Genomic DNA, 26,373 nt, shown 5'->3' with positions numbered 1-26,373 from the left:
CGCGGATCCCCCTCCTTGCTCGCGCCCCGCCCAGGAGGGCTAGTCTCCGTGACGATGAACGACTCCGACGAGACCGCCCTCCGCTCGACCCGGATCCCCGCCGACCAGGTGCGGGCCCGGATGCTCCGCGCCGCCCGCGAGGTCATCTCGGCCCACGGGCTCACGGTCGGCTTCGCCCACCTGCCGATGGAGGAGTACATCCGCCTGGCCGCCGTGCCGCGCAGCTCGGTCTACCGGATCTGGAGCACGCGGGAGGAGTTCGTCGCCGACCTCATCGGCGAGATCTTCGTCGCGGACCGCTTCGCCGACGGCGCGGATCCCGACGCCCAGCGGGCGATGACCGAGGTCTACGAGCGCTCCTCCGCCCACCTCGGCACCGCGGTGGGCCGCCGTCAGGTGGCCTGGGAGATGATCCGCATCGGTGCGAACTCCAGCGTGGAGACCCTTCGCGCCTCCGTCGACTGGTCCTCCTACAACGCTCTGCTGGCGTGCACCTTCTCGATGGAGGAGGGGCCCGCGCGCGAGGCGGTGCGCGCCACCGCCCGCCGGCTCGAGACGATGCTCAGCCAGCGGCTGCGCGACTACTACCAGGACGTCCTGGACCAGTTCAGCGCCTCGCTCCGGCCCGGCTTCACCACGCTCCAGCTCGCGCACCTCACCGCGATCGTCACGGACGGGCTGGTGCACCGCGGGCGGCTGCTCGACGACGAGCTCGACGCCGTCGTCACGGCGCCCGGCCTGGACGGCGAGCCCGTCGAGTGGAGCCTCACCGCCTGGACGATCCGCTCGATCGTCGACGGGATGCTCGAGCCGGTCGCCGAGGACGAGCCTCCCGCCGACCGCTAGAGCGCGGCGTCCTCCGCCGGTGCGGACCCGGTGGGCGCGGACGGCACGGGCTCGCAGAAGCCGTCGATCAGCATCAGCGTGCCCGCCACCACGAGCGAGGGCGAGTCCGGCCGGCCCGGATCGATCGGTCCGGTCACCAGCTCGGGCGCGGCGATCCGGGCGACGCAGAGTCCCTCGACGAACGACGAGATCGCGGAGGCGAGCACGGCGTACTCCTCCTCCCGGCCCGAGCGCAGGCGCAGGCCCGCCTCGGCGAGGGTGTGCCGGTAGTACTTCGCCATGTTCTCGATGAAGTGCACCTGGCGCGAGTGCAGGGCCTCGTGGATCGCGACGCGGGCCGACTCCGAGTGCGAGTCGACCGCGCCGATCAGGGCGACGAAGTTGCGCCAGTGCTGGGAGGCGAACACGTTGTCGTAGTTGGCCTCGATCGCGACGGTGAGCGAGGCGACGAGGATCTCGCGCATCTGCTCGGGGGTCGGCTGCTCGGCGAGGCGGCGATGCAGGTACGCGTCCCCCGCGGTGAGCGAGGTGGGGTCGAGCCGGGCCGTGAGGATCCGCTCGGGGATCGCGGCGACCAGCTCGTCGTAGAACGCCTGGCGGGTGGGCCAGATCCGGTAGACCGTGCTGCGCGGCACGCCGGCGGAGCGGATGACGTCCTCGAGCGGCAGGTGCGAGACGCCGACGCGCAGGCCCTCCGCGCGGACGACCGCGAGGGCGGCGTCGAGCAGCCGGGTCCGGACCTGCTCACGGCTGAGACGGGCCGGTCGCGGCGGGACCTCGGGCGGGGTGTCGGTGCCCATCGTGCCTCCGGAGGCGGGTGAGCGGGGCGGCTTCGGCGTCCCCGGTGCACCCGAGCGTAGACGATCGCCGACAGTCGTCGCGCACATCGGCTACTCGGGAGGTCACAGAGGCAGCCGGACGCGCGGGACGGGCGCGGCTCGCGCTCGGCGTGCGAGCCGCGCGAGCCGCGCTGCCTGTCCCCCAGGCGGCCGCCCCTTCGGCCGATCTCGACCGTAGGCGCTCGATCAGGGCCGCGTCAAAACTCCGGACATCATGTCCCGCCGGTCAGGGGCGGAAGGGGCGGCGAGGCTCGTCCGATGGCGGCAGGAGGTGCTGCCCGGCGCGCACGGCGCCGAGGCGCGGAATGCCGAGCTCGTCCGCCACCGCACCGGCGACCTCCGCCTCGGCGTGGCCGGCGAGCTCGACGTTGCGCATCAGCTTGGCGTGGTGGCAGGGGCTGGCGTCGATGGCGACCACCATCGCGGAGAAGCGCAGCGCGTCGCCCAGCCGCGCCATCGGGTTCAGCTCCGCGAGCACCGACGGGACGTCCGGCATCGACAGCAGCGTGTAGTAGCAGGTCGACACGACGTAGTCGTCGACGCCCGCCTCGGCCGACGGCGGCGCGACGATGATGTCGCCGAGCGACACCGAGCCCGTCCGCGAGCCCAGGACCGAGGCGATGGTCACGCGGATGTCGCCGGCGAGCGAGACCACGCGGACGCTCTCCGGCCACGGCGGCAGGGCCGCGAGCTGCGTGGAGCCGGTGCGCAGGGCGATCCCCGCCTGCGAGGACAGCGCGTCGATCATGGGCATGCCCGTGCACTCCCCCGCCTTGCCCGCGTCCTCCGAGGCCGCCGCGCCGCACGAGGCGAGCAGCGCCGAGATGCCGAGGCGCGACTGCGGCTCGAGTCCGCCGACCACCGCGGGGCTGACCGTGCCGGTCGAGTCGATGATCTGGCCGAGGCGGAGGGCGAGGTCCGAGCCGGTGTTGGGCGTGCCGAAGGTGACGACCTCGCGCACCATCGACTCCACCGGCACTCCGTCGACGCTCTGGCTGAGGGCCTGGCGCGCGGCGAGGCCGCCCATCGAGTGGGCGACGACGACGGCCCGGTGGCCGGTCGCCGCCGTGAGGCAGGCGATCGAGGAGGCCAGGGCGTCGGCGATGCCGGGATCGGTCACCCAGCGGGCCGCGAGATCGCGGTAGTCGAAGGTGTAGACGACGGCGCCCTCGGTGTCCTGGAACGCGCCGATGAGCGAGCGCTGGGAGGTGGTGACCGGCTGGTCGACGCCGTTGGTGGCGACCAGGTCGACCAGGTGCGAGAAGGCGCCCGTGCGCGACTCGTCGTGCGTCGCGGTGCCGAGCCAGCCGTGCAGCACCAGGATCGGCACCAGCGAGGCCGCCGCCGTGGACTCGACGTCGTCGCCCGGGAGGACCGGGGCGAGCTCGGCGATGCCGCAGGTCGCCGGCGGAGGGGCGGTGGCTGCCGCCGCGGCGGCCGCGGTGCCCGACGGCACGACGACGGCACCGACCACCACGAGAAGGGCGGCCAGCACGGCGATCAGGACTCTCATCCGCACGTTTCCTCACCGCCGCGACCCCTGCTGAGCGGGTTCAGGGGATCGACCGGACGAACGTCCGAGAAGTCAATCATCCCGGGGCCCCCGTTCGGGCTCGCTGTCGGGAATCGACGGACCCCCAGTCAGGGTGCCCTTACCGCGCGCCGCGCGAGGCCGCCGTCCCGCGTCGTCCCGCCCTCACGGTGCCGCGGACGACGAAGGGCCCCGCCGGTCTCCCGGCGGGGCCCTTCGTCACTCAGACCGTGCTCAGCTGTAGTTGCCGGGCTCGTAGCCGTCGCTCGAGAACGAGTCGAAGTCGACGAACGAGAGGTCCGCGTCGCTGAACGCGGCGTCGTCGGCGAAGATGCGGTTGGGGTACCGCTCGGCCTTCGCCTCCTCCGTCGCCTCGACCGACACGTTCCGGTAGCGGGGCAGACCCGTTCCGGCCGGGATCAGCTTTCCGATGATCACGTTCTCCTTGAGGCCCATCAGCGGGTCGCGCTTGCCCTCCATGGCCGCCTGCGTCAGGACGCGGGTGGTCTCCTGGAAGGACGCGGCCGACAGCCACGACTCGGTCGCGAGCGAGGCCTTGGTGATTCCCATGACCTCCTGGCGGGCGGACGCGGTCCGCTTGCCCTCGGTCAGAGCCGCACGGTTGACCTCGCTGTAGCGCGAGCGGTCGACGAGCTCACCCGGCAGCAGGTCGGTGTCGCCGTGGTCGACGACGGTGACCTTGCGGAGCATCTGCCGGACGATGACCTCGATGTGCTTGTCGTGGATCGGGACGCCCTGCGAGCGGTAGACGCCCTGGACGCCGCCGACGAGGTGCTTCTGGACCTCCCGGACGCCCAGCACGCGCAGGACCTCCTTGGGGTCGACCGTTCCCACGTGCAGCTGCTGACCGAGCACGACCGACTGGCCGTCCTCGACGAGGAGCTGCGAGCGCTTGAGCACCGGGTAGATGACCGCCTCGTCGCCGTTGTCCGGCTGGAGGATGACCCGGCGGGCCCGGTCGGTGTCCTCGATCGTGATGCGACCGGCGGCCTCCGCGATCGGCGACGCACCCTTGGGGGTGCGGGCCTCGAAGAGCTCCTGCACGCGGGGCAGACCCTGCGTGATGTCGTCGGCCGAGGCCGATCCACCGGTGTGGAAGGTGCGCATCGTGAGCTGCGTGCCGGGCTCGCCGATCGACTGGGCCGCGATGATGCCGACGGCCTCTCCGATGTCGACGAGCTTGCCGGTGGCGAGCGAGCGGCCGTAGCAGGCCGCGCAGACGCCGACGGCCGACTCGCAGGTCAGGACCGAGCGCACCTTGATGTGACGGACCTCGGCACCGACGAGCTTCTCGATGAGCACGTCGCCGACGTCCTCGCCGGCCTCGGCCACGACCTCGCCGGCCTCGTTCGTCGCCGCGGTGGCGAGCGAGCGGGCGTAGACGGAGTTCTCGACGTTCGAGTCCTGGATCCAGGCGCCGGTGGCGTCCTGGAGCATGATCGGCAGGTCGAGGCCCTTGGTCGTGCCGCAGTCGTCCTCGCGGATGATGACGTCCTGCGAGACGTCGACGAGTCGACGCGTCAGGTAGCCCGAGTCCGCGGTGCGGAGCGCGGTGTCGGCCAGACCCTTGCGGGCACCGTGCGTGGCGATGAAGTACTCGGCGACCGACAGTCCCTCGCGGTACGAGGAGATGATCGGTCGGGCGATGATCTCGCCCTTCGGGTTGTTCACCAGACCGCGCATGCCGGCGATGTTGCGCACCTGCAGCCAGTTTCCACGGGCACCGGAGGTGACCATGCGGTTGATCGTGTTGTCGATCGGGAAGTTCGCGCGCATCGCCTTGGCGACCTCGTCGGTCGCCTCGGTCCAGATCTTCACGAGCTCCTGGCGGCGCTCCGCCTGGGTGGTCAGACCCTTGTCGTACTCGGACTCGACCTTGGCCGCCTTCTTCTCGTAGCCCGCGATGATGACGGGCTTCGAGGGCGGGGTGAGGATGTCCGAGAGGGCGACGGTCACACCGGACCGGGTGGCCCAGTAGAAGCCGGCGTCCTTGATGCGGTCGAGCGAGGCGGCGACCTCCACCTTCGGGTAGCGCTCCGCGAGGTCGTTGACGATCCCGGAGATGGTCGTCTTGTCGGCGACCTGCTCGAAGTAGGGGTAGTCGACCGGCAGAGCCTCGTTGAAGAGGGCGCGGCCGAGCGTCGTGTCGAGGAGGACGGGCGCGGTGACCTTGCCCTTGTCGTCGATCTCGACACCCTCGGGGGTCTGACCCTGAGCGAAGTACACGTCCGACATGCGGATGCGGACCTTCGAGTTCAGGTGCAGCGAGCCCTGGTCCTTCGCGAGGATCGCCTCCGAGACGGAGGAGAACGCGCGGCCCTCACCGGCGCCACCCTCGCGGATGGTCGTCAGGTGGTGCAGGCCGATGATCATGTCCTGCGTGGGCAGGGTGACCGGGCGGCCGTCGGAGGGCTTGAGGATGTTGTTCGAGGCGAGCATCAGGATGCGCGCCTCGGCCTGGGCCTCGACCGACAGGGGCAGGTGGACGGCCATCTGGTCGCCGTCGAAGTCCGCGTTGAACGCGGCGCAGACGAGCGGGTGCAGCTGGATCGCCTTGCCCTCGACCAGCTGGGGCTCGAAGGCCTGGATGCCGAGTCGGTGCAGGGTGGGCGCGCGGTTGAGCAGGACGGGGCGCTCGCGGATGATCTCCTCGAGCACGTCCCAGACCTGCGGACGCGAGCGCTCGACCATGCGCTTGGCGGCCTTGATGTTCTGCGCGTGCGACAGGTCGATGAGGCGCTTGATGACGAACGGCTTGAACAGCTCGAGCGCCATCTGCTTGGGCAGACCGCACTGGTGCAGCTTGAGCTGCGGTCCGACGATGATGACCGAGCGGCCCGAGTAGTCGACGCGCTTGCCCAGCAGGTTCTGGCGGAAGCGACCCTGCTTTCCCTTGAGCATGTCGCTCAGGGACTTCAGGGCGCGGTTGCCGGTGCCCGTGACGGGACGGCCGCGGCGGCCGTTGTCGAAGAGGGCGTCGACCGCCTCCTGGAGCATGCGCTTCTCGTTGTTCACGATGATCTCGGGGGCACCGAGGTCGAGCAGGCGGCGGAGGCGGTTGTTGCGGTTGATGACGCGGCGGTACAGGTCGTTCAGGTCGGAGGTGGCGAAGCGGCCACCGTCGAGCTGGACCATCGGGCGCAGCTCCGGCGGGATGACCGGGACCACGTCGAGGACCATCGCGGCCGGCGAGTTGCCGGTGGCGAGGAACGAGTTGACGACGCGCAGGCGCTTGATGGCGCGGATCTTCTTCTGACCCTTGCCCTCGGCGATCTGCAGGTGCAACGTCTCGGCCTCGGCCTGGAGGTCGAACTGCTCGAGGCGCTTCTTGATCGCCTCGGCGCCCATGTAGGCCTCGAAGTAGACGCCGTAGCGGTCGACGAGCTCGTTGAAGACGGCGTCCTCGGGCTTGAGGTCGCCGACCTTCAGGGTGCGGAACTGCTCCCACACGCTCTCCAGTCGCGCGATGTCCTCGTCGAAGGACTTGCGGATCTGGCCCATCTCCTTCTCGGCGCCGTCCTTGGTGCGGCGCTTCTGGTCGCTCTTCGCGCCCTCCGCCTCCAGGGCGGCGAGGTCGGTCTCGAGGCGCGCCAGGCGGTCCGCGATGCGGGAGTCGCGCTGGTCCGAGAGGGTCTTGATCTCGAGCCGGAGCTCGTTCTCGAGGCCGGGCATGTCGGCGTGACGGCCGTCGTCGTCCACGTCGATGATCATGTACGCCGCGAAGTAGATGACCTTCTCGAGGTCCTTCGGCGCCATGTCCAGCAGGTATCCGAGGCGCGAGGGGACGCCCTTGAAGTACCAGATGTGGGTGACGGGGGCGGCGAGCTCGATGTGGCCCATCCGCTCGCGGCGGACCGAGGACTTGGTGACCTCGACGCCGCAGCGCTCGCAGACGATGCCCTTGAAGCGGACCCGCTTGTACTTGCCGCAGGAGCACTCCCAGTCGCGCGAGGGTCCGAAGATCTGCTCGCCGAACAGACCGTCCTTCTCGGGCTTGAGGGTGCGGTAGTTGATGGTCTCGGGCTTCTTCACTTCACCGTGCGACCAGCGACGGATGTCATCGGCCGTCGCGAGGCCGATGCGCAGCTCGTCAAAAGTTGTTACGTCGAGCAATGTTTTCTCCTTGTCGGAAAACAGGGTGTCTCGTCAGAGACGGGGAGTCGTCAGATGCTGGCGCGGGATCAGATGTCGTCGACGGAGGACGACTCGAACCGGGAGGAGATGTTGATGCCGAGCTCCTCCGCGGCGCGGTAGACCTCGTCATCCGTGTCGCGCAGGCTGACCGCGGTGCCGTCCGCCGAGAGGACCTCGACGTTCAGGCACAGGGACTGCATCTCCTTGATGAGGACCTTGAAGGACTCCGGGATGCCCGGCTCCTGGATGTTCTCACCCTTGACGATGGCCTCGTACACCTTCACGCGGCCGAGGATGTCGTCCGACTTGATGGTGAGGAGCTCCTGCAGCGCGTAGGCGGCACCGTAGGCCTCGAGGGCCCACACCTCCATCTCGCCGAAGCGCTGGCCGCCGAACTGCGCCTTACCACCGAGCGGCTGCTGGGTGATCATCGAGTACGGGCCCGTCGAGCGCGCGTGGATCTTGTCGTCGACGAGGTGGTGCAGCTTCAGGATGTACATGTAGCCGACCGAGACCGGGTCCGGGAAGGGCTCCCCCGAGCGGCCGTCGAACAGCTGCGTCTTGCCGGACGAGCCGATCAGGCGCTCGCCGTCGCGGGTCGGGGTGGTGGAGTCGAGGAGCCCTGCGAGCTCCTCCTCCGCCGCACCGTCGAACACCGGGGTGGCGACCTTGGTGCCGGGAGCGGCCTCGCGGGCGTGCTCGGGCAGGCGCTTGGCCCACTCGGGCTTGCCCTCGACCTTCCAGCCCTGCTTCGCGATCCAGCCGAGGTGGATCTCGAGGACCTGGCCGAAGTTCATCCGGCCGGGGACGCCGAGCGGGTTGAGCACGATGTCGACCGGGGTGCCGTCGGCGAGGAACGGCATGTCCTCGACCGGCAGGATCTTCGAGATGACGCCCTTGTTGCCGTGGCGGCCGGCGAGCTTGTCGCCCTCGGTGATCTTGCGCTTCTGGGCGATGTAGACGACCACGCGCTGGTTGACGCCCGAGCCGAGCTCGTCGTCGCCGTCCTGCGCGTCGAACACCTTGACGCCGATGATGGTGCCCTGCTCGCCGTGGGGCACCTTCAGCGACGTGTCGCGGACCTCGCGGCTCTTCTCGTTGAAGATCGCGCGGAGCAGGCGCTCCTCGGCCGAGAGCTCGGTCTCGCCCTTGGGCGTGACCTTGCCGACGAGGATGTCGCCGGGGCGGACCTCGGCGCCGATGCGGATGATGCCGCGCTCGTCCAGGTCGGCCAGGAGCTCCGGGCTGACGTTGGGGAGGTCGCGGGTGATCTCCTCCTTGCCGAGCTTGGTGTCGCGGGCGTCGACCTCGTACTCCTCGATGTGGATCGAGGAGAGGACGTCGTCCTTCACCAGGTTCTGGCTGAGGATGATCGCGTCCTCGAAGTTGTGACCCTCCCACGGCATGAACGCGACGAGCAGGTTCTTGCCGAGCGCGAGCTCGCCGTTCTCGGTCGCGGGACCGTCGGCGACGATCTCGCCGACCTCGATGCGCTCGCCGGCGGAGACGACCACGCGGTTGTTGTACGAGGTGCCCTGGTTCGAGCGGTCGAACTTGCGCAGGAAGTAGGTCTGCGTGCCGCCCTCGTCCAGCTGGACGGTGACGGAGTCGGCGGAGACCTCCTGGACCACGCCGGCCTTGTCGGCCGTGATGACGTCGCCGGCGTCGATGGCCGCGAAGCCCTCCATGCCGGTTCCGACGACGGGCGACTCGCTGCGCAGCAGCGGGACGGCCTGACGCTGCATGTTCGCGCCCATGAGCGCGCGGTTCGCGTCGTCGTGCTCGAGGAACGGGATCAGCGAGGTCGCGACCGAGACCATCTGGCGCGGGGAGACGTCCATGTAGTGCACGCGCTCGGCGTCGACGAGCTCGACCTCTCCGCCCTTGGGGCGGACCAGGACCTTGCCCTCGGCGAAGCGCATGTCGGAGGTGAGGGGGGCGTTCGCCTGGGCGACCAGGTACTCGTCCTCCTCGGACGCGGTGAGGTAGTCGATCTGCGCGGTGACGACGCCGTCGACGACCTTGCGGTACGGGGTCTCGATGAAGCCGAACGAGTTGATGCGCGCGAAGGACGCGAGCGAGCCGATCAGGCCGATGTTCGGGCCTTCCGGGGTCTCGATCGGGCACATGCGGCCGTAGTGCGACGGGTGGACGTCGCGGACCTCGACGCCGGCGCGCTCACGGGAGAGACCGCCGGGGCCGAGCGCCGACAGGCGGCGCTTGTGGGTCAGACCCGCGAGCGGGTTGTTCTGGTCCATGAACTGCGACAGCTGCGAGGTGCCGAAGAACTCCTTGATCGCGGCCACCACGGGGCGGACGTTGATCAGGGTCTGCGGGGTGATCGCCTCGATGTCCTGCGTGGTCATGCGCTCGCGGACGACGCGCTCCATGCGGGACAGACCGGTGCGGACCTGGTTCTGGATGAGCTCGCCGACCGCGCGGATGCGGCGGTTGCCGAAGTGGTCGATGTCGTCCACGTCGAGGCGGAGGTCGACCGCGGCGCCGTCGCGCACACCGGGCAGGTTGGTGCGGCCGTCGTGCAGCGCGACCAGGTACTTGATGGTCGCGATGATGTCCTCGACCGTGAGCACGGAGTCGGAGAGCGCCTTGTCGATGCCGAGCTTGCGGTTGATCTTGTAGCGGCCGACCTTGGCGAGGTCGTAGCGCTTGCTGTTGAAGTAGAAGTTGTCCAGCAGCGCGCGGGCGGCCTCGGCGGCGACCTGCTCGCCCGGGCGGAGCTTGCGGTAGATGTCGCGGAGGGCGTCCTCCTTGGTGAGGATGTTGTCCTTCTCGAGGGTCAGCTCGATCGACTCGTAGCCGGCGAACTGCTCGAGGATCTCCTCGCTCGTCAGGCCCAGGGCCTTGAGGAAGACGGTGACCGACTGCTTGCGCTTGCGGTCGATGCGGACGCCGACCTGGTCGCGCTTGTCGATCTCGAACTCGAGCCAGGCACCGCGGCTGGGGATGACGCGGGCGGAGTAGATGTCCTTGTCGGACGTCTTCTCCTGCTGGCGCTCGAAGTACACGCCCGGGCTGCGGACGAGCTGGGACACGACGACACGCTCGGTGCCGTTGATGATGAACGTGCCCTTCTCGGTCATCAGGGGGAAGTCGCCCATGAAGACCGTCTGGGTCTTGATCTCACCCGTGAGGTGGTTCATGAACTCGGCCTCGACGTACAGCGGAGCGGCGTAGGTCTTGCCGCGCTCCTTGCACTCCTCGATCGTGTACTTCTCGGGCTCGAGGTACGGGTTCGTGAAGCTCAGCTGCATCGTCTCGCTGAGGTCCTCGATCGGGGAGATCTCCTCGAAGATCTCGTCGAGTCCGGAGTTGGCGGGGAGATCCTCCCGGCCGACCGCCTTCGCCTCGGCGACGCGGGTCTTCCACGCCTCCGAGCCGACGAGCCAGTCGAAGCTCTCGGTCTGCAGCGCGAGCAGATCCGGAACCGTCAGGGTGTCGCTGATCTTGGCGAACGAGAGACGCGAAGCTCCGCGTCCGTTCTTGGGTGAGGTGGTGGTTGCGTTGGGCGCAGCAGCCAAGGAAGGAACCTCCGTAGACCCTCGCGGGTCTCAATCTGTGGGATGTGTGGAGTGGGCTCCCGCCGGGCGGGCCGACACGTCCTGCTCCCCATTCCGTGACCGCGGTGACGCGGCCGCAGCGACGAAGCGACCGGTTTGACGCGGCCTTCGGGGCGGGGGCTAGAGTGTGGCATCGGCATCCACCATCTGATGCCGGGTTCCGATGGCTGGTCGACCGCAATATGACGACTCGGCACTCGGGAGCGCAAAGTACAACTATAGATGCACTGCGCCACGCCGCGCAAGTGCAGGTGCTTGCGCCCGGCACGGGCCTCGGGTATACGACCGGGTCGAGGGTCTCGCCCGCTCCGTCTCTCCCTCCCCGCCTCTCCTGCTCCTCCTCTCCCGCCCCGCCTCCCCTGCTGCGCGGCACGGCAGACTGGTCGGATGGCCGAACGCACCGGTCGCCGACGCGGCGACGACTCCGAGCACCCCCGCGCCGTGCTCGCCAGCGGATTCCTCGCGCAGATCGAGCCCGACCGGCACTCCTCCGACGCGGCGACCCTCGTCGTCGACGGGACCCCGCAGTCGCACGTCGACCTCGCCGACCCGACGCACCTCTCCTTCGAGTACGTGCGGCGGATCGGCCACGCGATCGACCTGCTCGCGCCCGAGGGCGAGGCCGTGACGGCGCTGCACCTGGGCGCCGGCGCGCTGACCCTCCCCCGCTACGTCGCGGCGACCCGGCCCGGCTCACGGCAGCAGGTCGTCGAGATCGAGGCGGCGCTGGTCGACCTGGTGCGGGAGGCGCTCCCACTGCCCCGCGGCGCGCAGATCCGGATCCGCCAGGGCGACGCCCGCGAGGTGCTCGGCAAGCTGCCGCCGGGGCTGCTCGGCACCGTCGACGTCGTCGTGGTCGACATCTTCTCCGGGGCACGGACGCCCGCGCACGTCACGAGCGCCGAGTTCTACCGCGAGATCGCTCCGCTGCTCGCGCCCACCGGGGTCGTGGCGGTCAACGTGGCCGACGGCGGGGCGCTGGCCTTCGCCCGGGCGCAGGCCGCCACGCTCGCGGCGGTCTTCGCGCACACGGCGATCATGACCGACACCCAGATGCTGAAGGCCAAGCGCTTCGGCAACGTGGTGATGCTCGCCTCGCCCTCCCCGCTGCCGGTGGACGGGCTGCCGCGGCGGCTGGCCTCCGACCCGGCGCCGGCGAAGCTGGTGCAGGGGCGCGAGCTGGAGAACTTCCTCGGGGGCGCCTCGGTCGTCACCGACGACACCGCCACGCCCTCGCCGCTGCCGGCGCGCAGCATCTTCCAGGTCCGCCGGGGCTGAGGAGCGACGCAGGGGCTGAGGAACGTCGCCGGGGCCGACCTCGACCCCGCGCGCCCGGGCCGGGCGCCCCGGCCCGGTTGCCCGTACAGTGGACGGGGGCCAGAGCCCCCTCCGTCCTCTCGCCGCCGCGTGCGCCGATCCGGATCCGCATCCACGAGGAAGAACCGCCCTGAGCATCATCATCCGCCACGACCCCGCGACGCTCCGCGAGGAGATCGACGTCGACGCCGCCCAGGACCGCCTGGAGGAGATCGGCGCGCTGCGCTCCCTCGCCGCGCTCACCGAGAAGGCCGAGCTGCTGCGCCTGCTCGGCCGCCTCGACGAGGCCTGGGACATCGCCACCGAGGCCGTCCGCCGCACCCGCTTCTCCGGCGACCGCGCCGAGCTGCTCACCGCGCGCGTCCGCCGCGCGCGCCTCATGCAGCTGCGCGACCGCTCGGACGAGGCGCTCTCCGAGCTGACGCTCTGCGTCGAGGAGGCGCGCACGCACGAGTGGCACGTCGAGCACTCCTTCGCACTCAAGCACCGCGGGCTCGCGCTCTTCGAGAGCGGCGAGTACAGCCAGGCGGCGCGAGACTTCGACGCGGCGACCGCGCTCGGCGAGCGGGTCGGCGTGGAGGAGGAGGAGCTCGAGGTCGCGCGCCTCGGCTTCGCCGCCGCCTCCGAGTTCCAGGACGAGTCGACCCGCGGCCCCCGGGCGGACGGCGCCGTGCGCGGCCGCCGCCGCGCCGAGGGCGACGAGGCCTGAGCCCCGGAGCCGATCCGACCGATGGCTGAGCTCGACCAGGTCGCCCGCTGGGCGGACGCGCTGCTGCGCGAGCACCTGGACGCCTCGTGGAGCTTCGCCTTCGATCACGCCCGCACCCGCGGCGGCGCCTGCCACTGGAAGGACCGGCGCATCACCGTCTCGCGGCACCTCGCCGCGCGGTGGAGCGACGAGGAGGTGCACCAGACCCTGCTGCACGAGGTCGCGCACGCGCTCGCCGGCCCGAAGGCCGGGCACGGGCCCGCGTGGCGGCGGATCGCCACCGCGCTCGGCTACACCGGCGACCGCACGCACAGCAATCCGACCGCGGACGAGCTGGCCCCGTGGGTCGGCAGCTGCCCGAGCGGGCACCTCTTCTACCGGCACCGCCGCCCGAGCCGGCCGCTGGCCTGCGGGAGGTGCGCCCGGCGCTTCGAGGCCGCGAACGCGATCGAGTGGCGGCGCCGCGAGGTGCCGGCGCGACCGGCCGCGAGCGAGCGCTCGGCGTGAGCGAGGGCGCACCGCATCGCGTGGTCCGCGGCCGGGTGCCGAGCACCGGGCAGTGGTTGGTCGACGCGGGCGGACTGCGCTGGTGGTTCGACTCCGGGAGCCTGGCGCTCGACTTCGCCTGCACCGGACCGCTGCGCGGGATCCCCGGCGAGCGCCTCGACTCCGACGAGGCCCTGGCGGCGTGGCTCGCCGAGCGCTTCGACGCCGTCGACGCCACCGCCCGCGACGCGCGGCTCGACGACGCGCTGATGCTGCGCGGCGCGGTCTCGCGGCTGGCGGTCGCCGCCGAGCGGGGTGTCGCGGGCGACCCGGCGGACGTCGACGTCGTCAACCTCTTCGCCGCGATGCCGGACGTCCCGCCGTCGCTCTCCGGCGGCTCGCGCCAGGCCGGCCGCTCGCACGCGGCGGCGCGGCAGGCACTCTCGACCCTCGCCCGCGAGGCGGTGGACCTGCTGGGCGGCGGCACTCCGGGGCGGCTGCGCCGCTGCGACGCGGAGGACTGCCGGATCCTCTACCTCGACACCTCCCGGGCCGGCTCGCGGCGCTGGTGCTCGATGCAGCGCTGCGGCAACCGGGCGAAGGTCCGCGCGCACCGGCGCCGGAGCGCCGAGCGCGCGGACCGCGTCGAGGGCTAGTCGACGACCTTCACGTCCTTCCAGAACGCGAGATAGCCCGAGAAGTCCTTGCCGACGCGGTCGAACGCGGTAGGGTACGGCGTCGGGTAGGACCAGGCGCGGTCCTTGAGCATCCCGTCGTCGGACTTCACGTCGTAGTACTGCGCCTCGCCCTTCCACGGGCAGGTGTACTGGGTGCTGCTCGGCACCAGGTAGTCGTTGTTCACGCTCGTGGGCGGGAAGTACCAGTTGCCCTCGATCGAGATGAGGTCGGAGTCGGGGGCGTCGGCGATGACGACGTCGTTGAGGACGGCTTTCATTCGGGCCAGCTTTCCTGTCGCGGAGACGATCGGCGGAGGCGGTCCTCCGCTCCCGGGGAACGCTACGCCGCTCCGGCCCCGCGGGTCGAGCGCGGCCGCACCCCTTGCGGAGACGCTCAGGCCCGGTCCGTCAGCGCGGGGAGCGCAGGACCGTCACCGTGTCGACGGTGTCCACGCGGGCGGCGGCGGAGATCTCCGCCCCGCGGCCCTGCGCCGTGAGCAGGCGGCCGGTGGCGGAGGCGGTCAGCAGGTGGACGCACGCCCGGCGGAGTCCCTCGTAGGACGCCGAGGCGACGGCCGCGTCGGGCGAGGCGTGGTCGATGCCGAGCCCGATCAGGGCGTCGATCAGCGCGCCGGCGGCCAGCTGGTCCTCGACGGCGAAGCGCGGCTCGCCGCTCGGGTCGAGCTCGCCGACGGCGACGACGTTGACGCTGGTCCGGCCGCCGTTCTCGTGCTGGCGCTCGAGGATCCAGCGGGCCACGGCGGTGCGGTCGGCCAAGCCGGCGCGGACGACGTGGCCGTCGATCCCGTCGGGGTCGATCGCGTCGTCCGCGCCTCCGGGGAGCGCGTCGACCAGCACGGTGATGTGTGCCGGGGCGAGGTCCCGGAGGCCTCGGGCGCCCCAGTCGAAGCGGATCTGGTACGACCCCTGGTCGAAGGCGGCGGCCGGGGCGGCGGCGGTGCGGTCGGAGTCGGGGAGCGCGGCGTTCACTCCTCCACGGTACCGACCGCTCCGCCGCCGCCTACACTCCCGCGGCCCGGCGCGCACCCGGTTCCCGCCCGGGAGAACCCGGAGGAGGATGGACTCCGTGAAGGTGATGCTCAAGCACGTGCTCGACACCGACCCCGGCTCCGCCTGGCGCGCCCTGCAGAGTCCGGCCGTGTTCCGCGAGGTGATGTCCCCGTTCCTGACCGCGGCGTCCCTGGACGAGGGCGGCTTCCGGCCGACCTGGGGCCTCGGGCCGCACGACGTCGCGATGGACGCCCTCGGGATCGTGCCGATGGGAGCGCAGGAGATCGACCTCTCCTACCGCCGCGTCCCGTCGATGCCCGACGTCCGGATCCTCCGCGACAACGGCGCTCCGCTCTCCGGCGCGCTGCGGCTGATCACCGCGTGGGACCACCGGATGGCCGTCGCGCCGCTCCCGGACGGGCGCACGCTCTTCCGCGACCGGCTGGAGTTCAGCGCCGGACTCGCCTCGCCGGCGCTCTGGCCGTCGATGTGGGCGTTCTGGCAGTGGCGCGGGATCCGCATCCGCGCGCTGGCCCCGACCTGGCGTCACGACGTCGGCGCCGATACCCGCCCCCGAGGGGAGGACGCACCGTGAGCCCCGACGGATCGGCCGAGGAGGCCGTCGAGCTGTCCCGCGCGGACCTGCTGCGCTTCCGCTGGCCCTCCGGCGAGGACGACGGCAGCGAGGAAGAGGGCGCCGTGTCGCCGCGGCGTCGGCTCGCCTCCGCCATCGAGGTCGCCGACTGGCGCCGCCACGTCCAGGCGATGTACGCCGAGGTCCGCAGGCTCTCGAACGTCGACCTGCTCGCCGCGCACGCGTCGTGGATCCGGGCGCGCAACGCGCTGTTCGACCGCCACCCCGCCACTCCCCTGCTGCCCGCCGACCGGGCGCACTTCCGCTCGCTGCCGATCGCGCCGTACGACGCGGCCTGGCGGTTCGAGCTCGAGGTCGCGCCGGCCGAGGAGGCGCGGCGGATGGACGTGGAGACCGGGACGGACGGCGTCGTGCCGTTCGAGCTGGTCGGGACCGTCGAGGTCCCCTCCGCAGGGACACTGGACGTCTGGAAGCTCGGCTCCTACGGCGGCGGGCTCTTCGTGCCCGTCAAGGACGCGCTGGCCGGGACGCCGGGCGGCACCTACGGCGGCGGGCGCTACCTGCTCGACACCGTGAAGGGCGCCGATCTCGGCACGGGAGCGACGCCGTCGACGCTCGTGCTCGACTTCAACTTCGCCTACAACCCCTCCTGCGCGTACGACCCGGCCTGGGCCTGCCCGCTCGCGCAGGCCGGCAACACGCTGCCGGTCGAGGTGCCGGTGGGCGAGCGCTACAAGGGCTGAAGGGGCGCCGACATGCTGATCGAGTAGCCCTCGCAGAGGGCGTATCGAGATCCACCGTGCTCAGCAGGCCGGGTCTCGACACGCCGCTGCGCGGCTACTCGACCAGCATGGGCCGCCGCTCCGGGGCTGCTCGACTGGCATAGGTACTCGATGCTGACCGTTCTCGGAGGCTCCGCCGATAGCCTCCGGGCGGCGCGCTCCCGTGCCGGAAAGCAGGAATCAGCATGCCCCGACCCGTTCTCCTCGTCACCGGAACCTCGACCGGCATCGGCCGCGCGACAGCGATCGAGGCCGCCCGCTCGGGCTGGCAGGTGGTCGCGACGGTCCGCGACGTGGAGCACGCCGATGGACTGCGCGAGGCGATCGGCGGGGCCGGGGTGGAGCTCGACGTGCAGCGGCTCGACGTCACCGACGCCGACTCCGTCACCGCGTGCCTCGAGCGGATCCAGTCCGTGCACGGCGGACTCGACGTCCTGGTGAACAACGCCGGCGCGGGCCACGTCGGCATCACCGAGCTCGAGGACCCGGCCGAGCTGCGCCGTGTGATGGAGGTCAATTTCTTCGGCACCGTCGCCGTGACCCGTGCCGCGCTGCCGCTGCTGCGCTCCTCGCGCGGGCGGATCGTCACGGTCTCCAGCGTCGGCGGCGCGATCGGCCAGCCCTTCAACGAGGACTACTGCGCCGCGAAGTTCGCGATCGAGGGCTTCTTCGAGGCCCTCGCGCCCGTCGCCGCGGCCGTCGGCGTGCACGTCTCGCTGATCGAGCCGGGCGCGGTCCGCAGCAGCTTCGTCGAGAACGTCGGCATCGACTCCTCCGCTCTGATGGCCGAGGCCGGCCCGTACGCCGGCGCGCTCGGCGCCTACCTCGACCGCACGGCCTCCGCCTTCTCCTCCAGCCACGCCCAGGAGCCGGCGGAGGTCGCCGCCGTGATCCTGCAGACCCTGCGCGACCCGGAGCCGCCCTTCCGGGTGCAGACCTCGGACTGGGCGCGGGACTTCGTCGGCCTGAAGCTGGCCGACCTCGACGGCTCCCGCGTGCAGTCGACCATGCGGGGATGGATCGGCACCCACTAGGGTGGGAGGGTGCGAGCGCGACGACTGCGCTCCCCCGCGTCGTAGAACGACCATTTTCCGTTGCGGATCCCTCTGGATCCCGACCATCTGGCTCACGTGCATGAGGCCCCCGGCCGCGCGCACCGCTTCGTACGGCGAACGGATGTGACCACCGTCACCTTCGCCCGAACAGCCGATCACCCGCGCCCGGCCACCGCCTGCGCTGTCAGATCGGCATGATGCCCCGAAAGGCACCATCCATGTCGACCATCCCCACCTTCGCCGCACTCGGCGTCCCCGCACCCCTCGTCACCGCCCTGACCGCGAACGGCATCACCGAGCCCTTCCCGATCCAGGTGGACACGCTCCCCGACACCCTGAACGGCCGCGACGTGCTCGGCCGCGGCAAGACCGGCTCGGGCAAGACCCTCGCGTTCGCCATCCCGATGGTCGCCCGTCTCGGCGGCGCGCTCGCCGGCGGCCGCCGTCGCCCGGGTCGCCCGCTCGGCCTGATCCTCGCGCCGACCCGCGAGCTCGCCACGCAGATCACCGCGGCCATGCAGCCCCTCGCCGACGCCTACGGCATCGTCACCACCACGATCTTCGGCGGCGTCTCGCAGCAGCGCCAGGTCGCCGCGCTCAAGCAGGGCGTCGACATCGTCGTGGCCTGCCCCGGCCGCCTCGAGGACCTGATGAAGCAGGGCTTCGTCAACCTCGACGCCGTCGAGATCACCGTGCTCGACGAGGCCGACCACATGGCCGACCTGGGCTTCCTGCCCGTCGTCACGCGCATCCTCGACAAGACCCCCCGCGGCGGACAGCGCCTGCTGTTCTCGGCCACGCTCGACAACGGCGTGGACAAGCTGGTCAAGAAGTACCTGCAGAACGAGGTGCTGCACTCGGTCGACGAGGCGAACTCGCCCGTCGCGCTGATGACCCACCACGTCTTCGAGGTCGACGGCCTCGACGCCAAGAACGCCCTCGTGAAGACCCTGGCGTCCGGCACCGGCCGCCGCATCCTCTTCATGCGCACCAAGCACCACGCGAAGAAGCTCGCCAAGCAGCTCACCGGCCAGGGCATCCCCGCCGTCGACCTGCACGGCAACCTCTCGCAGGTCGCCCGCGACCGCAACCTCGCCGCCTTCGGCGCCGGCACCGTGAAGGTGCTCGTCGCCACCGACGTCGCCGCCCGCGGTGTGCATGTCGACGACGTCGAGCTGGTCATCCACGTCGACCCGCCGATGGAGCACAAGGCGTACCTGCACCGCTCGGGCCGCACCGCCCGCGCCGGCAGCGAGGGCGACGTCGTCACCGTCGTGCTGCCCAGCCAGCGCGGCGACGTGAAGACGCTCCTGCGCAAGGCCGCCATCCAGGTCACCCCGCAGCTCGTCACAGCCGACTCGGCCGCCGTGTCGAAGCTCGTCGGCGACGTCGCGGCGTACGTCACCCCGACCGCCGTCGTCGAGCCCGTCCGCGGCCAGTCGCAGGGCGGCCGCTCGCAGGGCGCCAACGCGCAGCGCAAGCGCGCCGCACGCACCGACGGCGGCACCGCCCCCCGCGGCGGACGCGGTGAGCGCTCGGCGGCTCCCGCCGGCGCCGGCTCCGACCGTCCCCGCCGCGGCACCGGCGGAAGCTCCGACGGCGCCGCTCGCGGCGGACAGCGTGGCGGCCGCGGCCGCTCCGCCGCCGCAGCGACCACCTCGGGCGGCTCGCGCTCGTACTACAGCACCGGCTCGGGCTCCAGCAGCTCCGCCCCGACCGGCGCCGAGCGCCGCCCTGCGCGACGCGCGCAGGGCTGAGCTTGTTTGCGCGCCGCGTGGCGGCGCGCCGCGGTCGGCTGGGTGGACGGTCGCGTTCCGCAGAGCGGGTTGCGAACGGCTACGGCGATTCGCTTGGCACGCGAATCGCCGCTCCGCCTCGTGAGGGGCGGCTGGTCCGGGGGCGCAGCGTCTGACGACGTGCGCCTGCCGCGACGACTGCACGAAGAGACATGAAGAAGGCCGGGAGTCCTTCCGCGACACAGTCGCGGGTCGGAGTCCCGGCCTTCGTCGTCTCTCAGTCGTCAGCGGTGTGCACAACTAAGGCTGAACCGCCCGTTCCGCACGAAAAAGGACGTGAGAACGCTCTTCAGCCTTCGTTGTGTACGGGTCGCCCGCTTGAGGCGCACCTCTCGACGGGATGCTCGCGCGCAAGCGCGGCCCACCCGCACCGAGACCTCTGAGACCAGAGGACCGCGGACGATGCCTGCCAGGTCACGGCGGGTCTCCTAGGAAAGTTCACCAAGTCCGTATGGGAAAGCCATGCTGATCGAGTAGCCCGCGGAGCGGGCGTATCGAGATCAACCATCGCTAAAAGACGAGTCTGCAGACCCGCCATGCTGGCGACGGCGGGTCTCGATACGCCCCTGCAGGGCTACTCGGCCACCATGACGCGGCGCCGCCGTGTCCTCTCCCTCACCACCGAGACGCGAAGCGGCTTCGCCGCTCGAGACGCGCTCCGCGCTACTCGGCCAGCATGTCGCGCGCCGCCCCGCGCCGCACGGGACGACTCAATGGAGCCGGCTGCCTCGTGCCAGCGAATGCGAAGCCCCTCGCCCCTAGTCTCGGCGCGAGAGCGCGCTTCGAGCCGGAGGCGGAATTCGCGTGCCAGCGAATTCCGCTAGGCGGACGTCGGACGCTCTACGGAACCCGACCACCTGCCAGAGCCGACCGCGGCGCGCCGCCCCGCGGCGCGCGAGAAGGCACGCTGCGGGCCTTCCTTCAGCGGAGCTTCCCTACGGATGCGAGCGCTGCCCGCAGCAACGCGCCGCGCCCGCCCTCCATCTCGGCGGAGACGGCGTCGGAGCAGGCCTCGTCGGGGGTCATCCAGGTCAGCTCGAGGGCGTCCTGGCGGGGATCGCAGGTGCCGGTGACGGGGACGACGTAGGCGAGCGAGACGGCGTGCTGCCGGTCGTCGGTGAAGGGGCCCATGCCCGGCATGGGGAAGTACTCGGCGACGTGGAAGGGCAGCGGGCTGGCCGGCAGCAGCGGGAACGCCATCGGGCCGAGGTCCTTCTCGAGGTGGCGGAAGAGCGCGTCGCGGAGGGTCTCGCCGTACATCACCCGGCCGGAGACGATGGTGCGCGTGATCTGCCCCGAGGCGGTCGCCCGGAGGAGCACCCCGACCTCGGTCACCTGGCCGAGTCCGTCGACGCGCACGGGCACCGCCTCGACGTACAGCAGCGGGAGCCGACGGCGGATCTCGGCGAGTTCATCGTCGGACAGCCACCCGGAGTTGGGATCAGGGGTACGCACGCTCATAGGGCCATTCTTACCCGACGTTCATGTCAGTCCGGTTTCGGCTCGCATCCGGCGGGCTCGGCGATGATGGTCCGATGGCTATCGACGCGAACGCAGTGCTGTGGTCCTCCTCCGCGAAGGACCGGGCCGGGCGGCCCCTCCTGATGCTCCTGCACGGCTACGGCTCGCACGAGGGCGACCTGTTCTCGCTCGGCGCCTACCTGCCGCTGGAGCCGGTGCTCGCCTCGCTCCGGGCGCCACTGGCCCTGGACGGCGGCGCCAACGCCTGGTGGCCGCTGCGGGTGCCGCTGGATCCGGATCAGCCCCGGGCCGACCCGGTCGCGGTCGAGGAGGCGGCACAGGGCGTCCTCGACTGGCTGGACGCGCTCGAGCACGACGGGCCCGTCGGGCTGCTCGGCTTCTCGCAGGGCGCGGCGCTGGCCGTGCAGCTGCTGCGGCGAGCCCCCGGCCGGTTCGCGTTCGCGGTGGCCCTCTCGGGCTTCGTGGTGCCGCTGGCGGAGGGCGACGCGGCCGACGAGGTCCTCGCCGAGGAGCGTCCGCCGGTGTTCTGGGGGCGCGGCACGCTCGACGCCGTGATCCCACCGGAGCTGGTCGCGGCGGCGGCGGAGTGGTTCCCGGCTCACACCGCGCTCGACGCGAGGGTCTACGAGGGCGTGGCCCACGGCGTGAGCCAGGCCGAGCTCGCCGACATCGGCACCTTCGTGCGGCTGGGCTTCGCCTGACTCCGGTGCCCCCCGACGATCACCGGCCGCCTCGGCCGCTCGTCAAGGGCTCGCCCGCGGGGCCCGCGCACGGCAATGTCGGTGGTGGCAGGGAGGATTCACGCATGCCGCACGTCCTCGATCGCTTCAGCCCCGCCACGCGGGCCTGGTTCGAGGGCGCCTTCCCCGCGCCGACGGCCGCCCAGGAGGGCGCATGGGCGGCGATCTCGAGCGGCGCGCACGCCCTCGTGGTCGCTCCGACCGGCTCGGGCAAGACGCTCTCGGCGTTCCTGTGGGCGATCGACCGGCTCGTCCAGGGCCCGCCGCCGGAGGACCCGCAGCACCGCACCCGCGTGCTCTACGTCTCGCCGCTGAAGGCGCTCGGCGTCGACGTCGAGCGCAACCTCCGCTCGCCGCTGGTCGGCGTCACGCAGACCGCGCTCCGGCTGAGCGCCGAGGGCATCGGCAGCGCGCCGTCGACGGTCACGGTCGGCGTCCGCTCCGGAGACACCCCCGCGGCCGAGCGCCGGGTGCTGCAGAAGACGCCGCCGGACATCCTGATCACCACCCCCGAGTCGCTCTACCTGATGCTCACCTCGGCCGCGCGGGAGTCGCTTCGCGGGGTCGAGACGGTCATCGTCGACGAGGTGCACGCGGTCGCCTCCACCAAGCGCGGCGCGCACCTCGCGGTCTCGCTCGAGCGGCTTGACGCGCTGCTGCCCAAGCCCGTGCAGCGGATCGGGCTCTCGGCCACGGTCCGTCCGCGCGAGGAGGTCGCGCGCTTCCTGGCCGGCCGCTCCCCCGTCACGATCGTCGCCCCGGTCTCCGAGAAGCAGTGGGACCTCAGCGTCGTCGTCCCCGTCGAGGACATGTCCGAGCTCGGCTCCACCGCCTCGCAGGACGGCTCGACGATGGGCGCCACCGGCCCGCAGAGCGGCTCGATCTGGCCGCACGTGGAGGAGTCGATCGTCGACCGCGTGCTCGCGCACACCTCGTCGATCGTCTTCGCGAACTCGCGGCGGCTGGCCGAGCGGCTGACGGCCCGGCTCAACGAGATCTACGCGGAGCGGCGCGAGGCCGAGGCCGAGCGCGCCCGCGAGGCCGGCGAGCCGGTCGCGGTCGGGGCGCTGCTCGGTGAGGCGGTCGGCGCCTCCGCCCGCCGGAGCCCCGCCGCGACGATGGGCGCCGCCGGAGCGACCAGCGGTACCGGTCAGGCCGCTCCCGAGGACGAGCCGCTCCTCGCCCGTGCGCACCACGGCTCGGTGAGCAAGGAGCAGCGGGCGATCATCGAGGACGACCTCAAGTCGGGCCGGCTGCGCTGCGTGGTCGCCACCTCGAGCCTCGAGCTCGGCATCGACATGGGCGCCGTCGACCTCGTCGTGCAGGTCGAGACCCCGCCGTCGGTGGCGAGCGCGCTCCAGCGCGTCGGCCGGGCCGGCCACCAGGTGGGCGAGGTCTCCCGCGGCTCGTTCTATCCCAAGCACCGGGCCGACCTGCTGCACTCCGCCGTCACCACCGAGCGGATGCGCGCCGGCCTGATCGAGGCGATCATGGTGCCGGCCAACCCGCTCGACATCCTCGCGCAGCAGACGGTCGCCGCCACGGCACTGGAGTCGCTCGACGTCGACGAGTGGTTCGACACCGTCCGCCGCAGCGCCCCCTTCGTCGCCCTGCCGCGCTCGGCCTACGAGGCGACGCTCGACCTGCTCTCCGGCCGCTATCCCTCCGACCAGTTCGCGGAGCTGCGGCCCCGCGTCGTCTGGGACCGCGACGAGAACACCCTCACCGGCCGGCCCGGAGCGCAGCGCCTCGCGGTGACCAGCGGCGGGACGATCCCCGACCGCGGGCTGTTCGGCGTCTTCATGGTCGGCGAGCCCGGCTCGACCGGCAACCGGGTCGGCGAGCTCGACGAGGAGATGGTCTACGAGTCGCGCGTCGGCGACGTCTTCGCGCTCGGCGCGACCAGCTGGCGGATCCAGGAGATCACCTACGACCGCGTCATCGTCACGCCCGCCTTCGGCGAGCCGGGACGCCTGCCGTTCTGGAAGGGCGACTCGCAGGGCCGGCCGGCCGAGCTCGGCGAGGCGATCGGCGCCTTCACCCGCGAGATCGGCGGCGCCGCGGTCGAGACCGCCCGCGAGCGCTGCACCGCCGCGGGCCTGGACGAGTACGCGACCAACAACCTGCTGTCCTTCCTCGACGAGCAGCGGCTGGCCACCGGCCGCATCCCGGACGACCGCACGCTCGTGCTCGAGCGCTTCCGCGACGAGCTGGGCGACTGGCGTCTGGTGCTGCACTCGCCCTACGGGATGCAGGTGCACTCCCCCTGGGCCCTCGCCATCGGCGCGCGGGTCCGCGAGCGGCACGGGGTCGACGGCGCCGCGATGGCGGGCGACGACGGCATCGTCGTCCGGATCCCCGACACCGAGTCCGAGCCGCCCGGTGCCGAGCTCTTCCTCTTCGACCGCGACGAGCTCGAGCAGCTGGTGACCAGCGAGGTCGGCGGCTCCGCGCTCTTCGCCGCCCGGTTCCGCGAGTGCGCGGCGCGGGCCCTGCTGCTCCCCCGCTACAACCCGGGCAAGCGCTCGCCGCTCTGGCAGCAGCGCCAGCGCGCCGCCCAGCTGCTCGACGTGGCCCGCACCTACCCGACCTTCCCGATCATCCTCGAGACGTTGCGCGAGTGCCTCCAGGACGTCTACGACCTGCCCGCGCTGCTGCGCCTCGCCGCGCGGCTCGACGGCCGGGAGCTGCAGATCCTCGAGGTCGAGACGCCGACGGCCAGCCCGTTCGCCCGCTCGATGCTGTTCGGCTACGTCGCCGCCTTCATGTACGAGGGCGACAGCCCGCTCGCCGAGCGCCGCGCCGCCGCGCTCTCGGTCGACGCGACGCTCCTCGGCGAGCTGCTGGGCCGCGCCGAGCTGCGCGAGCTGCTCGACCCGCTCGTCCTGGCGCAGATCGAGCGCGAGCTGCAGCGGGTCGAGCCGGAGCGGCGCCTGCGCGGCCTCGAGGGAGCGGCGGACCTGCTCCGCCTGCTCGGCCCGCTGACGATCGACGAGCTCGGCGAGCGGCTGGTCGACGAGTCGGTGACGTCGGCCGACGTCGCGAAGGCCGCGCCGATCGCGCGCGGGACGCTCGAGGCGATCGTCGCCGAGCTGGTCCGCGCCAAGCGCGTCCTGCCGGTCGGTCTCGCGGGCGAGCAGCGCTACGCCGCGATGGAGGACGCCTCGCGCCTGCGCGACGCCCTCGGCGTGCCGCTGCCCATCGGCGTCCCCGTCGCCTTCATCGACCCGGTGCGCGACCCGCTCGGCGACCTCGTCGCCCGCTACGCCCGCACCCACGGCCCGTTCACCGCCGTCGCGGTCGCCGAGCGGCTCGGCCTCGGCGTCGCGGTCGTCAACGGCACCCTTCGCCGGCTCTCCGGCGAGCGGCGCGTCTCCGAGGGCGAGTTCCGCCCGAACGGCACCGGCTCGGAGTGGTGCGACTCCGAGGTGCTGCGCCGCCTGCGCAGCCGCTCGCTCGCCGCGCTCCGCAAGGAGGTCGAGCCGGTCGACGCCGCTGCCTACGGCCGCTTCCTGCCGGCCTGGCAGCACCTCGGCGGCTCGCTGCGCGGCATCGACGGCGTCGCCTCCGTCATCGACCAGCTCGCGGGCGCGCCCATCCCCGCCTCGGCCTGGGAGTCGCTGATCCTCCCGGCGCGGGTGCGCGACTACTCGCCCGCCATGCTCGACGAGCTGACCGCCACCGGCGAGGTCCTCTGGGCCGGCGCCGGCACCCTCCCCGGCAACGACGGCTGGGTGAGCCTGCACCTCGCCGACACCGCCGGTCTCACGCTGCCCGTCCCCGCGGCCGAGGCGGTGCCGCTCGGCGAGCTGCAGCAGGAGATCGTCGGCGTGCTCGGCTCCGGCGGCGGCTACTTCTTCCGCCAGCTCTCCGACGCGGTCGGCTCCACCGACGACAAGACGCTGGTCGAGGCGCTGTGGGAGCTGGTCTGGGCGGGTCTGCTCACGAACGACACGCTCGCTCCGCTGCGCACCCTCGTCGGCTCCACCGGCGGCGCGCACCGGCAGCCGCGCGCCCCCGCCCGCGCCAGGGCGCCGCGCGGCCGGATGACCGCCAGGCCCACCATGGCGACCCGCGTCGGCCCGCCCACCGCTGGCGGCCGCTGGTCGATCGTGCCGCTGGCGGAGTCGGACGCGACGATCCGTGGGCACGCGCTCGGCGAGACACTGCTCGAGCGCTACGGCATCGTCACCCGCGGCTCCGTCCAGGCGGAGGGTGTGCTCGGCGGCTTCGCGCTCGCCTACAAGGTGCTCAGCGGCTTCGAGCAGCAGGGGCGCGCCCGCCGCGGCTACTTCATCGAGAAGCTCGGCGCCGCGCAGTTCGGCACCGCGGGCAGCGTCGACCGGCTGCGCACCTTCGCGCCGCAGGACGAGGCCCAGCAGCGCGCCCGGCCCGTCTTCGCGCTGGCCGCGACCGACCCGGCGAACCCGTTCGGCGCGGCACTGCCGTGGCCGCAGGGCGAGGGCCACCGGCCCGGTCGCAAGGCGGGCGCTCTGGTCGCCGTCGTCGACGGCGAGCTCGCCGTCTACCTCGAGCGCGGCGGCAAGACGGCGCTGACCTTCTCGGCCGACGAGACCGTCCTGGCGGACGCGGCCGGAGCGCTCGCGCAGCTGGTCCGCTCCCGTGGGGTCGAGAAGCTCACCGTCGAGAAGATCGACGGCGTCTTCGCCCTGGGCACGCCCTTCGGCGACGCCCTGACCGCCGCCGGGTTCGTCGCGAACCCGCGCGGCCTGAGGCTGCGCGCGTGAGCGCCGGCCGCCACGAGAGGAGCGCC

Annotated in this window: 18 protein-coding genes; 11 read left to right on the top strand and 7 right to left on the bottom strand. The window is 72.2% G+C overall.

The genetic code is table 11. The annotated features are described in order from the left end of the window. Positions 1-54 precede the first annotated feature (54 nt). Positions 55-846 carry a hypothetical protein gene (locus tag EDF45_RS03695; RefSeq protein WP_148060213.1) on the top strand — a complete coding sequence of 264 codons (792 nt, stop codon included), beginning with the start codon at positions 55-57 and terminating at the stop codon, positions 844-846. On the opposite strand, the gene EDF45_RS03690 is transcribed toward EDF45_RS03695, so the two are convergent. The 4 genes from EDF45_RS03690 to rpoB form a co-directional block, all read right to left on the bottom strand. After that, entirely contained in the window at positions 843-1,646 is an 804-nt protein-coding gene (locus tag EDF45_RS03690) for a TetR/AcrR family transcriptional regulator (protein WP_123735018.1), read from the bottom strand. The two genes, EDF45_RS03695 and EDF45_RS03690, sit on opposite strands and share 4 nt — an antisense overlap. Before the next feature lie 265 nt (positions 1,647-1,911). Then, positions 1,912-3,198, bottom strand: coding sequence for a triacylglycerol lipase (locus tag EDF45_RS03685; RefSeq protein WP_123735017.1), 1,287 nt, complete (start codon positions 3,196-3,198; stop codon positions 1,912-1,914). A 252-nt stretch (positions 3,199-3,450) separates the two neighbouring features. Then, positions 3,451-7,350, bottom strand: coding sequence for a DNA-directed RNA polymerase subunit beta' (locus EDF45_RS03680; protein WP_123445025.1), 3,900 nt, complete (start codon positions 7,348-7,350; stop codon positions 3,451-3,453). Between the two features lie 68 nt (positions 7,351-7,418). Next, positions 7,419-10,910 (bottom strand): DNA-directed RNA polymerase subunit beta, encoded by a 3,492-nt coding sequence (gene rpoB, locus EDF45_RS03675; protein WP_123702077.1) that lies wholly within the window; start codon positions 10,908-10,910, stop codon positions 7,419-7,421. A gap of 426 nt (positions 10,911-11,336) precedes the next feature. Between rpoB and EDF45_RS03670 the strand changes: the two genes are divergently transcribed. The 4 genes from EDF45_RS03670 (at position 11,337) to EDF45_RS03655 (ending at position 14,117) form a co-directional block, all read left to right on the top strand. Further along, entirely contained in the window at positions 11,337-12,227 is an 891-nt protein-coding gene (locus EDF45_RS03670; protein ID WP_123733504.1) for a spermidine synthase, read from the top strand. An 88-nt stretch (positions 12,228-12,315) separates the two neighbouring features. After that, complete coding sequence (locus tag EDF45_RS03665; RefSeq protein WP_185019941.1) at positions 12,316-12,975, top strand: hypothetical protein; 660 nt, start codon at positions 12,316-12,318, stop codon at positions 12,973-12,975. A gap of 21 nt (positions 12,976-12,996) precedes the next feature. Then, positions 12,997-13,482, top strand: a complete 486-nt coding sequence (locus EDF45_RS03660; protein ID WP_123735016.1) for a SprT-like domain-containing protein — start codon at positions 12,997-12,999, stop codon at positions 13,480-13,482. After that, complete coding sequence (locus EDF45_RS03655) at positions 13,479-14,117, top strand: CGNR zinc finger domain-containing protein (RefSeq protein ID WP_260311752.1); 639 nt, start codon at positions 13,479-13,481, stop codon at positions 14,115-14,117. Before EDF45_RS03660 ends, EDF45_RS03655 begins: the two co-directional genes overlap by 4 nt. On the opposite strand, the gene EDF45_RS03650 is transcribed toward EDF45_RS03655, so the two are convergent. Next, a complete protein-coding gene (locus EDF45_RS03650; protein WP_123445021.1) occupies positions 14,114-14,416 on the bottom strand; it encodes a DUF427 domain-containing protein in 303 nt (100 codons plus the stop codon). The two genes, EDF45_RS03655 and EDF45_RS03650, sit on opposite strands and share 4 nt — an antisense overlap. A gap of 130 nt (positions 14,417-14,546) precedes the next feature. After that, on the bottom strand, positions 14,547-15,128 hold the full coding sequence (locus EDF45_RS03645) for a 2-phosphosulfolactate phosphatase (protein ID WP_123735015.1): 582 nt from the start codon (positions 15,126-15,128) through the stop codon (positions 14,547-14,549). A 106-nt stretch (positions 15,129-15,234) separates the two neighbouring features. Between EDF45_RS03645 and EDF45_RS03640 the strand changes: the two genes are divergently transcribed. The 4 genes from EDF45_RS03640 to EDF45_RS03625 all read left to right on the top strand — a co-directional run bounded on the left by EDF45_RS03640 (position 15,235) and on the right by EDF45_RS03625 (position 19,338). Further along, positions 15,235-15,744 (top strand): hypothetical protein, encoded by a 510-nt coding sequence (locus EDF45_RS03640; protein ID WP_260312361.1) that lies wholly within the window; start codon positions 15,235-15,237, stop codon positions 15,742-15,744. A gap of 170 nt (positions 15,745-15,914) precedes the next feature. Beyond that, positions 15,915-16,487 (top strand): DUF1684 domain-containing protein, encoded by a 573-nt coding sequence (locus EDF45_RS03635; protein WP_123445360.1) that lies wholly within the window; start codon positions 15,915-15,917, stop codon positions 16,485-16,487. 224 nt (positions 16,488-16,711) lie between these two features. After that, positions 16,712-17,560: an SDR family oxidoreductase gene (locus EDF45_RS03630; RefSeq protein ID WP_123735014.1), complete on the top strand. Its 849-nt coding sequence runs from the start codon at positions 16,712-16,714 to the stop codon at positions 17,558-17,560. Positions 17,561-17,799: 239 nt separating this feature from the next. Next, entirely contained in the window at positions 17,800-19,338 is a 1,539-nt protein-coding gene (locus EDF45_RS03625) for a DEAD/DEAH box helicase (protein ID WP_123735013.1), read from the top strand. Between the two features lie 960 nt (positions 19,339-20,298). On the opposite strand, the gene EDF45_RS03620 is transcribed toward EDF45_RS03625, so the two are convergent. Further along, complete coding sequence (locus EDF45_RS03620) at positions 20,299-20,838, bottom strand: NUDIX hydrolase family protein (protein WP_123445016.1); 540 nt, start codon at positions 20,836-20,838, stop codon at positions 20,299-20,301. 74 nt (positions 20,839-20,912) lie between these two features. On the opposite strand from EDF45_RS03620, the gene EDF45_RS03615 reads away from it, so the two are divergent. Beyond that, complete coding sequence (locus EDF45_RS03615; protein WP_123735012.1) at positions 20,913-21,560, top strand: alpha/beta hydrolase; 648 nt, start codon at positions 20,913-20,915, stop codon at positions 21,558-21,560. 104 nt (positions 21,561-21,664) lie between these two features. Beyond that, positions 21,665-26,347 (top strand): ATP-dependent helicase, encoded by a 4,683-nt coding sequence (locus EDF45_RS03610; protein WP_123735011.1) that lies wholly within the window; start codon positions 21,665-21,667, stop codon positions 26,345-26,347. Positions 26,348-26,373 lie beyond the last annotated feature (26 nt).

The sequence above is a fragment of the Rathayibacter sp. PhB186 genome (assembly GCF_003751825.1).
GTDB classification, from domain to species: Bacteria; Actinomycetota; Actinomycetes; order Actinomycetales; family Microbacteriaceae; genus Rathayibacter; species Rathayibacter festucae.
The sequence above is the reverse complement of the archived record's forward strand: the minus strand, read 5'-3'. Positions and strand labels throughout refer to the sequence as shown.